The sequence below is a fragment of the Brucella sp. NBRC 12950 genome, assembly GCF_030268145.1.
In the GTDB taxonomy this organism is placed as follows: Bacteria; Pseudomonadota; Alphaproteobacteria; order Rhizobiales; family Rhizobiaceae; genus Brucella.
Genome location: NZ_BSQC01000004.1, coordinates 86,559 through 98,584, shown reverse-complemented (window position 1 = coordinate 98,584; position 12,026 = coordinate 86,559). Strand labels below are relative to the sequence as shown.

Below are 12,026 nucleotides of genomic sequence, written 5' to 3'. Positions count from 1 at the left end.
CTTCACCAAGCTTTTTTGCAGGGCGGTCCAGTGGGCCGCCCTTATGCATTTAGGCGGGTTAACGGCAATGTTCTGTTCCAGATTGCGGGGCGAATCTGCACAACCGGCAAATTAATTTGCCCGATACGAAAAGAGTTGCGATTTAGCTCTTGATCTTCTGTAACGAGCCATTTAATAAGCCGCCACACCGGACAGAAATTCCTGTCTGGCCCACCTCGAAAGAGGTCTGATGGGGCCATAGCTCAGCTGGGAGAGCGCTTGCATGGCATGCAAGAGGTCAGCGGTTCGATCCCGCTTGGCTCCACCAAATTTTCCAAATCATTTATATCGAGATTTACGATAGAGCATTGTACACGACCGAATGGTCGCAGGGGTTGTAACGCATCTCGACTTTTCCCAAAAAGTTGCTACTGACATATCAATGAAGTAAAACTCTGCGATACGTTGAATGAAAAGACTTTCTGATTTCGACGGTATGCGATTTTTATTGTGTATCGGAATCGCGCTCTTTCATTATTCTTTTCGGATTTCCGTAAAGAACGACGCTATCCAAAATATTATATTAACATTTGCTTATTTTACGGATATCTTTTTCATTGTATCCGGTCTTTTCCTCGGGCGGCGTCGCAATTATGTTTGGGGTGCTCGCCACTATGCAGGCTTTGTAGGAAGGCGCTTGGCGCGCATCTATCCGCTTCATGCCGTGGTGTTTTCCTGCTTCGCTCTCATATCCGTTCTGACCGCCTGGGGCATGTTGCACCCCTCTACACAGCCGAACATGAGCTGGTGGACCGGGTTTGCGCAATTGCTGCTGATTCACAATTGGGGGATGGGGCAGACCTTCTCCTATAATTATGTCAGTTGGTCGCTCAGCGCGCTTTTCATGATGTATTTGTGCTTCCCCTTATTTGATATTCTATGCAAGCGGCTGGGAGGCTGGCTTCTCGTTATTATTGTCGCTGCAATCATTGGCGGTGATTATCTGGCGCGATTACTTGGCGCATCATCGCTCACCCGAATCCAGTTTGCCGATGTTGGTGTGTTCCGTGCTCTGCCGTCATTCCTTTTCGGTATGTGGCTTGCGAGACGCGAGCAGAGCGCTTTGCCAAAGTGGCTTATCAAGATCGCGCTTGCAGCCTGCATGATCGTGTTTCTGTTCTATCACCCGTCGGGTAGTGATACTGATACTGCAACGCTGGAAGGGCCAAAACGGCTCCTCTTCCTCTACTTCTGCATGTACATGCTTTATGCCGCCAGTACACAGCAACTCTATACGCCGTTGCGATGGAGCGGCTTTGTCCAGCTCGCCCGCTACAGCTTTGGAATCTTCATTCTGCATCCGCTGATCGGACTTTTTTTCTTCAATGCACTGCCTAAAAGCTGGGGGCAGAATACGCTCGAAGCAGTTCTGCTGATCGGTGCAGGCGTTCTGGTAAGCATCGGGGCAGCCATCGTCGCTTATCATTTTTTCGAAAACCCGGTTAATCGCTGGCTGGTGGCAAAGATTAATGCTTGGGAGAACCGGACGCCTGATATCGTTGTGGAAACGGCTTCTCCCACACAGTCAGCCTGACAGAACGCCAACCCCAGATAGCGTTAATTTAGAGCGCATCCCGAAAAGTGCGAAGCGGTTTTCGAAACAAGATGTGCGTAAAAACAAATGTATAGAGCATTTCCAATGACCCAATCAAAACAGGAAATGCTCCAAATGGGCGAAGATCCGCTGTTTGATATCCCAATTGAACTGCTTTTCAGAAGTTGCATTATTATCAGTCATCGTTGACCCGATATTTATCGGCAACCCAAAACGATGCACCAGCAATATGGATTTCATTATAAGTTATTGATCGGTTGGCAAAACTGCCGATTTTTTTCAGAAAACAATGGGACAAGTAAGCAAGGCTCAGTTTGGGTACTGCTTCGTTTCCTTCATTAAAACCCGTGGACGTTTCCTCAACACTCCCATAGAAATTTGCCCACACATTGATGACTTGCGCTGCAAGTGATCGAGCATGATTCTGGGAGGAATGATGAATATCGAGGCCGTTTCCGCTGACAGCCAGCCATTGTGGCAACCTGATGCAAAACGCATTGCGGCAAGTAATCTGGAGCAATTCCGTTTGCGCGCAGAAAAGCTTACGGGGCAAGGTCTGGCTGATTATCAGGCCCTGCATCGCTGGTCGATTGAAGATCGTGCAGCTTTCTGGACACTCATCTGGGACTTTTGCGAGATCATCGGTGAACGTGGGGAAACAGCGCTGATCGATAAAGGTCATATGCGTGAGGCAAAATTCTTCCCCGGCGCTAAACTCAATTTTGCTGAAAATCTCCTGCGTCACAAAGGCGATGGCGAGGCGATCATCTTTCGCGGTGAAGACAAGGTCGAGCGCCGCCTAACATGGGATGATCTGCACGCGTTGGTCTCAAAGCTCCAGCAGTTCATGCTGGCAGAAGAGGTGAAGCCTGGAGATCGCATTGCAGGCATGATGCCCAATATGCCAGAAGCGGTTGCGCTGATGCTGGCAGCAGCGTCTATCGGCGCGGTATGGTCTTCGTGCTCGCCTGATTTCGGCGCACAGGGCGTGCTGGATCGCTTTGGTCAGATCGAACCCAAGCTGTTCTTTGCCTGCGACGGCTATTGGTACAATGGCAAACGCATTGATGTGGCCGACAAGATTGCCGAAGTCACAGCCAAGCTTCCGAGCTGCAAGCGCTCAGTTATCGTCACCTATCTCGACGAAGCGGAAGCTGTCGCCAGCAAGGCTGCAAACGGCATCGCGCTTGATGCTGCACTCGCATCGTTCACTGCAAAGACTGTCGAGTTCACGCGACTGCCATTCGACCATCCGCTTTATATCCTGTTTTCGTCTGGTACGACGGGCATCCCAAAATGCATCGTGCATCGCGCTGGCGGCGTGCTGTTGCAACATCTTAAGGAACATAGCCTGCACGCGGATATTCGCGAAGGCGACCGATTCTTCTATTTCACCACCTGCGGCTGGATGATGTGGAACTGGCTGGCCTCAGGCATCGCATCAGGCGCAACGCTTCTGCTCTATGATGGCTCGCCCTTCTATCCCGATGGCAATGTATTGTTCGATTATGCGGCATCCGAAGGCATGACTTATTTCGGCACGTCAGCAAAATTCATCGACGCCGTTTTGAAAGCCGGGCTGCGTCCCGGTGAAGCCCACGAACTATCCGCACTTCGCACCATTTCCTCGACCGGCTCGCCATTGTCGCCGGAAGGCTTTGCTTTTGTATATGACGCAATCAAGAAGGATGTGCATCTCGCATCCATCTCGGGCGGAACGGATATCGTTTCGTGCTTCGTGCTGGGCGTGCCAACCGAACCGGTCTGGCAAGGCGAAATTCAGGGCGCGGGTCTTGGTATGGCTGTCGATGTCTGGGACGACGATGGCAAGCCGGTGCGCCGCGAGAAAGGCGAGCTGGTTTGCACCAAGGCTTTCCCCTGTATGCCGCTGCAATTCTGGAACGATCCGGACGGAGCGAAATATCAGGCGGCCTATTTCGAGCGTTTCGATAATATCTGGTGTCATGGCGATTTTGCTGAATGGACCGAACATGATGGCATCGTCATTCATGGCCGTTCGGATGCGACGCTTAATCCGGGTGGTGTGCGTATCGGTACGGCGGAAATCTACAATCAGGTCGAACAGATGGCAGAGGTCGCAGAAGCGCTTTGCATCGGGCAAGATTGGGACAATGACGTGCGCGTGGTGCTCTTTGTGCGACTTGCTGAAGGTGTATCGCTCGATGACGATCTCAAAGCGCGTATCAAGACCAAGATCCGCACCGGTGCAACGCCGCGCCATGTACCTGCGAAGATCATCGCTGTTAGCGATATTCCGCGTACCAAGTCTGGAAAAATTGTCGAACTTGCCGTGCGCGACATTGTGCATGGGCGGGAGGTGAAAAACCGTGAAGCATTGGCAAACGCCGAGGCGCTGGAGCTTTATCGCAAGATTGCCGAGCTTCAGAAGAATTGATGCGGAACATGCCGCGAAAGAAAATTTCGTAATAGGGTAATAAATAGCCACAGAACGCCGCGCAAAGCCATTGCCTATTCGTCCGCCACGGGACACTCTGACCGGAACATAGCTGTTTTCAAAAACAGCAGCCGGGCAGAACTTGTGGAGGACGAGTATGTTTGCTTCTGGCATGAATTTCGGTCTTGGCGAGGAGATCGAAGCCCTTCGTGATACGGTGCGCCGTTTCGCGGAAAGCCGCATTGCGCCGCTTGCCGCCGAAACTGATCGCAGTAACGCATTTCCTATGCATCTATGGCGTGAACTGGGTGATCTCGGTGTGCTGGGCATCACAGCACCTGATGACTATGGCGGTGCGGGTATGGGCTATCTCGCGCATTGCGTGGCAATGGAAGAAATCAGCCGCGCATCGGCTTCGATTGGCCTGAGCTATGGCGCGCATTCCAATCTTTGCGTCAACCAGATCAATCGTAATGGTTCCCCCGAACAACGCGCAAAATATCTGCCTAAGCTCATTTCCGGCGAGCATGTCGGCGCGCTTGCGATGTCAGAGCCGGGGGCAGGTTCTGACGTTGTTTCGATGAAGCTGCACGCTGAAAAGCGCGGCGAAAGTTACGTTCTCAACGGCAACAAGATGTGGATCACCAACGGCCCTGATGCCGAAGTGCTGGTGGTTTATGCCAAGACTGACCCGTCTGCTGGTCCGCGTGGGATCAGTGCCTTTATCGTCGAAAAGGGTTTCAAAGGCTTCTCCATCGCGCAGAAATTGGACAAGCTCGGTATGCGCGGCTCCAACACCTGCGAACTGGTGTTTGAGAATTGCGAAGTGCCAGCCGAAAATCTGCTTGGAGCGGAAGGCAAGGGCGTCAATGTGCTGATGTCCGGGCTTGATTATGAGCGGGTGGTGCTGGCGGGCGGTCCGCTCGGCATCATGGCGGCCTGTCTCGATGTGGTTATGCCTTATGTGCATGAGCGCAAGCAGTTCGACCAGCCGATTGGCGAGTTCCAGCTCATGCAGGGCAAGCTTGCCGATATGTATGTGCTGTTCAACGCTTCGCGCGCCTATGTCTATGCGGTGGCAGCTGCGTGTGATCGTGGCGAGACGACGCGCAAGGATGCGGCAGGCTGCATTCTCTATGCAGCTGAAAACGCCACCCAAATGGCGTTGCAGGCGATACAGGCGTTGGGCGGCAACGGCTATATAAATGATTATCCGACAGGTCGTCTTCTGCGGGATGCGAAGCTTTATGAAATCGGTGCGGGTACGTCGGAAATCCGGCGGATGCTGATCGGGCGGGAACTCTTTCAGGAGACCCGTTGATGCCGGTTCTGAAATCTGAAATTTCGACACGCAGCGCCGTCTTTGAAGCCAACCGCCAAGCCATGCTTGCAGCGATTGATGTGGTGGCACAAGCATCACGCACTGCCATTGATGGTGGCGGTGAAAAGGCGCGTGAACGCCATGTCTCGCGCGGAAAGCTTCTACCGCGCGATCGTGTGGCGCAGCTGCTTGATCCGGGTTCGCCGTTTCTGGAAGTGGGGCTGACGGCAGCGCATGGCATGTATGATGGTGCAGCACCTTCCGGCGGTATGATCACCGGCATTGGCCGTGTATCTGGCCGTGAATGCATGATCGTCTGCAATGATGCGACGGTAAAGGGCGGCACCTACTATCCGATCACCGTGAAAAAGCATCTTCGCGCACAGGAGATCGCGGGCGAGAATCGCTTGCCGTGCATTTATCTGGTTGATTCCGGCGGGGCCAATCTACCCAATCAGGATGAAGTGTTCCCGGACCGCGATCATTTCGGACGCATCTTCTATAATCAGGCGCAGATGTCGGCGGCGGGCATTCCGCAGGTCGCGGTCGTCATGGGATCGTGCACGGCAGGCGGCGCTTATGTGCCTGCCATGAGCGACGAGACGGTCATCGTGCGCAATCAGGGTACTATTTTTCTGGCCGGACCGCCGCTAGTCAAAGCGGCGACGGGCGAAGTGGTGAGCGCGGAAGATCTTGGCGGTGGCGATACGCATACAAGGCTTTCCGGTGTTGCGGATCATCTCGCCAATGACGATACTCATGCACTGCAAATCGCACGCGCTATCGCCGCCAATTTCAACAGCCAAAAGCGCGAGTTTATTCCAAAGGGCGATGGTGCAGCACCGCTTTATGACCCCGAAGAAATTCTCGGAATTGTCTCAGCTGTTACCCGCATTCCCTATGATGTACGCGAGCTGATTGCGCGGCTGGTCGATGGTTCCGACTTCGATGAGTTCAAGGCACGATTTGGCCCCACGCTGGTTTGCGGTTTTGCAAGCCTTTATGGAATGCCGGTCGGCATTATCGCCAATAATGGCGTGCTGTTTTCGGAAGCGGCCTTAAAGGGTGCGCATTTCATCGAGCTTTGTTGCCAGCGCAATATTCCGCTGGTGTTTTTGCAGAATATCACCGGCTTTATGGTCGGGCGGAAATATGAGGCCGAGGGTATTGCCAAGCACGGCGCAAAGCTGGTGATGGCTGTTGCGACCGCAAATGTGCCGAAGATCACCATGCTAATTGGCGCATCCTATGGCGCAGGCAATTACGGCATGGCGGGGCGGGCCTATTCACCGCGCTTCCTGTGGACATGGCCGAACAGCCGCATTGCGGTGATGGGCGGCGAACAGGCGGCGGGGGTGCTGGCCACCGTCAAGCGCGAAGGCATTGAGCGCACCGGCGGCACATGGTCGGCGGAAGGTGAAGCGGAGTTTAAACGCCCAACGCTGGAAATGTTCGAGCGCCAAAGCCACCCGCTTTATGCCTCGGCGCGGCTTTGGGATGATGGCATTGTTGATCCACGCAAGAGCCGCGAAGTGCTAGGTCTTTCGCTTTCTGCAACGCTGAACGCTCCAATCGAGCCGACGCGCTTCGGCATCTTCAGAATGTAAAGAGGGCGATCAGATGTTTAGGAAAATACTGATTGCCAATCGCGGAGAAATCGCCTGTCGGGTCATTCGCACGGCGCGCCAATTGGGCATTGCCACAGTCGCGATTTATTCCGACGCCGATGTCAACGCGCTTCATGTCGAAATGGCCGACGAGGCCGTCCGTGTCGGTCCTGCCGTTTCTGCGCAAAGCTATTTGAATGTCGAAGCGATCATAAAAGCGGCGAAGGATACGGGCGCAGAAGCCATCCATCCGGGCTACGGCTTTCTGTCGGAAAATACCGGTTTTGTAGATGCTGTCGAAGTGGCGGGCCTCACCTTCATTGGCCCATCGGCAAAAGCCATCCGCGCCATGGGGCTAAAAGATGCTGCCAAGGCGTTGATGGAGAAAGCCGGTGTCCCGGTCGTGCCCGGCTATCACGGCGATAATCAGGATGGCGATTTCCTCAAAAGCCAAGCCGATGCAATCGGCTATCCCGTGTTGATCAAGGCCCGCGCTGGCGGCGGCGGCAAAGGTATGCGCCGTGTCGATCAGGCGGCTGACTTTGCAGCGGCGCTGGACAGTGCGCGACGCGAGGCGGAAGCGTCGTTTGGCGATAGCGCTGTGCTAGTGGAAAAATACATGACCAAGCCGCGCCATATCGAGGTGCAGGTCTTTGGCGATAATTTTGGTAATGCGGTGCATCTTTTTGAGCGCGATTGCTCGTTGCAACGCCGCCATCAAAAGGTGATCGAGGAAGCGCCAGCGCCCGGCATGACGCCTGACATGCGCGCCGCGATGGGCGATGCAGCGGTGAAGGCCGCACAAGCCATTGGTTATTCCGGCGCAGGCACGGTGGAGTTTATCGCCGATGTGTCGGAAGGGCTGCGATCCGACCGATTCTTCTTCATGGAAATGAACACACGGCTACAGGTTGAGCATCCGGTGACGGAAGCAATAACCGGCCTTGATCTGGTCGAATGGCAATTGCGCGTGGCATCCGGCGAGGCCCTGCCGAAGCGTCAGGACGAGCTTTCCATAAACGGTTGGGCTTTCGAGGCGCGGCTTTATGCCGAAGACCCGGCGCGTGATTTTCTTCCCGCGACCGGCAAGCTTGCGCTGTTTGCAGCGCCTGAAAATGCGCGGGTGGATTCTGGTGTGCGAAGCGGCGATACCATCACACCGTTCTACGATCCGATGATTGCGAAGATTATCACGCATGGCGCTACCCGTGACGAGGCGTTGAACCGGCTTGAGAGCGCCTTAAACAAAACCCGTATCGCCGGACTTGTCACCAATCGCCAGTTCCTGTCCGACCTTTGCAAGCTTGAAGCGTTTCGCTCGGGCGATGTTGATACGGGGCTTATTGCCCGCGAGTCGGCTGTTCTTTTCAGGGATGAACAACCTTCCGAGATTGTATTTGCGCTGGCGGCACTCGGTGCGCTTGGTCTTCTGGATTTGCCACAAGAAGGCGATCCATGGGGCAGCCTGCGTGGGTTCCGCCTTTGGGGTGAGGCTTCACGCTTGGTTCTGCTTGATCATCATGGCGAACACCATGCTGTAAGCTTCACGACCAAAAACGACAGGCATTTCGGTTTTGCTTTTGGCGGTGTTGAAGTCCGCAATTACAAAAACGGTCTGGCTCGCTTTGCCGTTGATGGCCGCGTTGCGGAAGCTTCAGTCTCACGCAACGGCCATGACGTGACCGTGCAGTTCGAAGGCCGCGACACCATATTTCATTATGTTGAGTCTATCGGCGCAGAGGAGGAGGCTTCGAGCGAAAGCCGCATTCTGTCGCCAATGCCGGGACTTGTACGACTGGTTTCCGTCGCGGAAGGTGCCAGCGTCGCCAAAGGCGACCGGCTTGTGACGATGGAAGCGATGAAGATGGAGCTTTCACTGACTGCGCCGCGTGATGGCAAGGTCGCATCTGTGAGCGTCGCGGCTGGCGATCAAGTCAATGAAGGCGCGCTACTGGTCGAACTGGAGGAAGAACATGGCTGAACACGTTGAGATCGTCGAAATGGCTGCGCGTGACGGCCTGCAAAACGAGAAGCGTTTTGTACCAACAGCTGAAAAGATTGCACTGATCGACCGTCTGTCCGATTGTGGCTATTCCCGCATCGAGACGACCAGTTTTGTCAGCCCCCGATGGGTGCCGCAACTTTCCGATGCTACTGAAGTTATGGCCGGTATCCGCCGTGCCGACAGTGTGCGCTATTCGGTGCTCGTGCCAAATATGAAGGGCTATGAGCTCGCGGCGAGCGCCAATGTCGATGAGATTGCGGTGTTCATTTCGGCTTCTGAAGGTTTTTCCAAAGCCAATATCAACTGCACTATTGCAGAGAGCATTGAGCGGCTTGCGCCAGTGATTGGCGCGGCCATCAATGACGGGCTGGCCATTCGCGGCTATGTCAGCTGCGTTGTCGAATGCCCCTATGATGGATCGACCGCGCCGCAGGCGGTTGCCGATGTTACGGAACAGCTCTTTTCGCTTGGCTGTCACGAAGTGAGCCTTGGTGACACGATTGGGCGTGGTACACCCGAAACTGTGAGCGCCATGCTGGATGCAGTCTTGAACGTGGCACCAGCGCATAGTCTTGCAGGTCATTATCACGACACCAATGGACGGGCGCTCGACAATATTCAGATCAGCCTTGAAAGAGGGTTGAGGGTGTTCGATGCATCAGTCGGCGGGCTTGGTGGCTGTCCATTTGCACCGGGTGCCAAAGGCAATGTCGATACTGTGGCAGTCGTGGAAATGCTGCACCGCCTTGGCTTTGAAACAGGTCTTGATATTGAAAAGCTGAGATCAGCAGCTTTGTTTGCGCAAGCACTCCGTCAGGATAAAGCGGCATGACAGAGCTTGAAACTATCCGGATTGCTACTGACGAGCGTGGCGTTGCTACGCTAACGCTCAACCGGCCTACGCAGCATAATGCGCTGTCCGGTCTTATGATTGATGAGCTTCTGACTGCCACGCTTCGATTAGCAAATGATGATGCGGTGCGTATCGTAGTGTTAACCGGCAGCGGCACCAGCTTTTGTGCTGGCGGTGATCTTGGCTGGATGCGAGAGCAGATAAACGCGCCCCGCACACAACGTATTGAAGCGGCGCGCAAGCTTGCGTTGATGCTCAAAGCATTGCGCGATCTGCCGAAACCTCTTATCGGACGCGTGAATGGGCAGGCCTATGGTGGTGGTGTTGGGCTGATTAGCGTTTGTGATGCGGCGATTGGTGTTTCTGATGCGCGTTTTGGGCTGACGGAAACCAAGCTCGGTCTGATCCCGGCAACCATCAGTCCCTATGTGGTGGCGCGTATCGGTCAGGCTCATGCACTGAGATCCTTCACCTCGGCACGATTGTTTGATGCAAACGAAGCAAAGCATATTGGATTGCTGCATCAGGTGGTCGAAGCCGAGCAACTCGATGCGTCTGTAAAGTCCGAGATCAGGCCGTATTTTTCCACTGCCCCGGCAGCGGTTGCTGCCTCAAAGCGGCTGGTTCATGCGCTGGGCAGTCCGATAGACGAGGCCGTCATCGAAATGACGCTCACCCGCCTTGCTGATACATGGGAAACGCCAGAGGCCGCAGAGGGAATTGCGGCCTTTTTTGCAAAGCAATCACCATCATGGAGGAGAGGAGGATAGGCATTTAATGGGAGGCCGATTTTCGTTGTAGTTTCGGGCACTTGGCCCCTTGCAATCGGAAGCCGGAAATGCATTCTTATTACATCATGAAAGCTCGCTCCCGTTCTGGAGCATGATTCCGAAAGAGCAGGTGCAATTTCGGATAATATTATGGCTCTGGCACCTTAAATGGATGATGGCGCGGCGTGCTTTTAGATTAACCCTTTGAGATCATACGATGGAAAAAAGGGAGGGCCCGGCATTTCGGCAGCGCAATCGCGCTGAGATTTGACCGGCATGGGTTGTCTGAGGTCATCGATGAAAAAGCGAGACCTCGCCAAAGGAGAAAAAGAATGAATCTGAAACTGCTTTCCAGCGTGGCTTTTGCCGCAACACTTGGCTTTGCCGGTGCCGCTTATGCAGATATCACGATCGGTGTTATTGCACCGCTGACAGGTCCGGTTGCGGCCTATGGTGATCAGGTTAAGAAGGGCGCGGAAACCGCCGTTGAAGTCATCAATGCAAAGGGCGGCATCAAAGGCGAAAAGATCGTCTTGAAGTTTGCTGACGACGCAGGTGAACCAAAGCAGGGTGTTTCGGCAGCGAACCAGATCGTTGGCGATGGCATCAAGTTCGTGGTTGGTCCGGTTACGACCGGCGTCGCAATTCCTGTTTCTGATGTTCTTTCGGAAAATGGCGTTCTGATGGTTACGCCAACCGCAACCGGTCCAGATCTGACCGCGCGCGGTCTGGAAAATGTGTTCCGCACCTGCGGCCGCGATGACCAGCAGGCTGACGTCATGGCTGCTTACTTCTTGAAGAACTTCAAAGACAAGAAAGTCGCAATCGTTCATGACAAGGGCGCATACGGCAAAGGTCTTGCAGATTCCTTCAAGGCTGCAATCAACAAAGACGGCATCACCGAAGTTCAATATGATTCGGTTACACCTGGTGACAAGGATTTCAGCGCGCTCGTTTCCAAGCTGAAAGCCGCAGGCACTGAAATCGTTTATTTCGGTGGCTATCATGGTGAAGGCGGCCTTCTTTCCCGTCAGCTGCATGATGCGGGCCTCAAGGCTCTCATCCTTGGCGGCGAAGGCTTGTCCAACACCGAATATTGGGCAATCGGCGGCACCAATGCTGAAGGCACGCTCTTCACCAACGCTGTTGACGCGACGAAGAACCCAGCTTCCAAGGAAGCCGTCGATGCACTGACGGCTAAGAAAATCCCGGTCGAAGCATTCACCATGAATGCATATGCCGCTGTCCAGGTTCTCGCGAGTGGTATTGAACGCGCTGGTACGACGGATGATTCTGCCGCCGTTGCGAAGACCCTCCGCGACGGTCAGCCAATCGATACCGTTATTGGTAAGCTGACATATGGCGAAACGGGTGATCTGTCGTCACCAAGCTTCGACGTGTTCAAGTGGTCGGATGGCAAGATCGTCGGTCTCGATTAATTGCTGATTTAAAGTAAGTGA

The 12,026-nt window shown here is 54.2% G+C and carries 8 protein-coding genes and 1 tRNA gene; all 9 read left to right on the top strand.

Features of this window, described 5'->3' with window-relative positions; translation table 11 throughout:
* Positions 1–231: 231 nt before the first annotated feature.
* Positions 232–307: transfer RNA gene (locus QSJ70_RS07835), tRNA-Ala, on the top strand.
* A 141-nt stretch (positions 308–448) separates the two neighbouring features.
* Positions 449–1,573 carry an acyltransferase family protein gene (locus QSJ70_RS07830; protein WP_215775907.1) on the top strand — a complete coding sequence of 375 codons (1,125 nt, stop codon included), beginning with the start codon at positions 449–451 and terminating at the stop codon, positions 1,571–1,573.
* A 457-nt stretch (positions 1,574–2,030) separates the two neighbouring features.
* Entirely contained in the window at positions 2,031–4,010 is a 1,980-nt protein-coding gene (locus QSJ70_RS07825; RefSeq protein WP_215776540.1) for an acetoacetate--CoA ligase, read from the top strand.
* A gap of 172 nt (positions 4,011–4,182) precedes the next feature.
* Complete coding sequence (locus QSJ70_RS07820) at positions 4,183–5,331, top strand: isovaleryl-CoA dehydrogenase (RefSeq protein WP_285535935.1); 1,149 nt, start codon at positions 4,183–4,185, stop codon at positions 5,329–5,331.
* Positions 5,331–6,938, top strand: coding sequence for a carboxyl transferase domain-containing protein (locus tag QSJ70_RS07815; RefSeq protein ID WP_285535626.1), 1,608 nt, complete (start codon positions 5,331–5,333; stop codon positions 6,936–6,938). The genes QSJ70_RS07820 and QSJ70_RS07815 overlap by 1 nt, the downstream gene beginning before the upstream one ends.
* 13 nt (positions 6,939–6,951) lie before the next feature.
* Entirely contained in the window at positions 6,952–8,919 is a 1,968-nt protein-coding gene (locus QSJ70_RS07810) for an acetyl/propionyl/methylcrotonyl-CoA carboxylase subunit alpha (RefSeq protein WP_285535624.1), read from the top strand.
* Entirely contained in the window at positions 8,912–9,775 is an 864-nt protein-coding gene (locus tag QSJ70_RS07805; protein ID WP_215775910.1) for a hydroxymethylglutaryl-CoA lyase, read from the top strand. The genes QSJ70_RS07810 and QSJ70_RS07805 overlap by 8 nt, the downstream gene beginning before the upstream one ends.
* The gene (locus QSJ70_RS07800; protein WP_215775911.1) at positions 9,772–10,566 is read left to right on the top strand and encodes a crotonase/enoyl-CoA hydratase family protein; all 795 of its coding nucleotides are present in this window, start codon (positions 9,772–9,774) and stop codon (positions 10,564–10,566) included. Before QSJ70_RS07805 ends, QSJ70_RS07800 begins: the two co-directional genes overlap by 4 nt.
* A gap of 332 nt (positions 10,567–10,898) precedes the next feature.
* The gene (locus tag QSJ70_RS07795; protein WP_007872998.1) at positions 10,899–12,005 is read left to right on the top strand and encodes an ABC transporter substrate-binding protein; all 1,107 of its coding nucleotides are present in this window, start codon (positions 10,899–10,901) and stop codon (positions 12,003–12,005) included.
* Positions 12,006–12,026 lie beyond the last annotated feature (21 nt).

Excerpts from the sequence above, each read along its gene's own strand:
- QSJ70_RS07830 (WP_215775907.1), top strand. The coding sequence starts at position 449 with ATGAAAAGACTTTCTGATTTCGACGGTATGCGATTTTTATTGTGTATC.
- QSJ70_RS07825 (WP_215776540.1), top strand. The coding sequence starts at position 2,031 with ATGAATATCGAGGCCGTTTCCGCTGACAGCCAGCCATTGTGGCAACCT.
- QSJ70_RS07820 (WP_285535935.1), top strand. The coding sequence starts at position 4,183 with ATGAATTTCGGTCTTGGCGAGGAGATCGAAGCCCTTCGTGATACGGTG.
- QSJ70_RS07815 (WP_285535626.1), top strand. The coding sequence starts at position 5,331 with ATGCCGGTTCTGAAATCTGAAATTTCGACACGCAGCGCCGTCTTTGAA.
- QSJ70_RS07810 (WP_285535624.1), top strand. The coding sequence starts at position 6,952 with ATGTTTAGGAAAATACTGATTGCCAATCGCGGAGAAATCGCCTGTCGG.
- QSJ70_RS07805 (WP_215775910.1), top strand. The coding sequence starts at position 8,912 with ATGGCTGAACACGTTGAGATCGTCGAAATGGCTGCGCGTGACGGCCTG.
- QSJ70_RS07800 (WP_215775911.1), top strand. The coding sequence starts at position 9,772 with ATGACAGAGCTTGAAACTATCCGGATTGCTACTGACGAGCGTGGCGTT.
- QSJ70_RS07795 (WP_007872998.1), top strand. The coding sequence starts at position 10,899 with ATGAATCTGAAACTGCTTTCCAGCGTGGCTTTTGCCGCAACACTTGGC.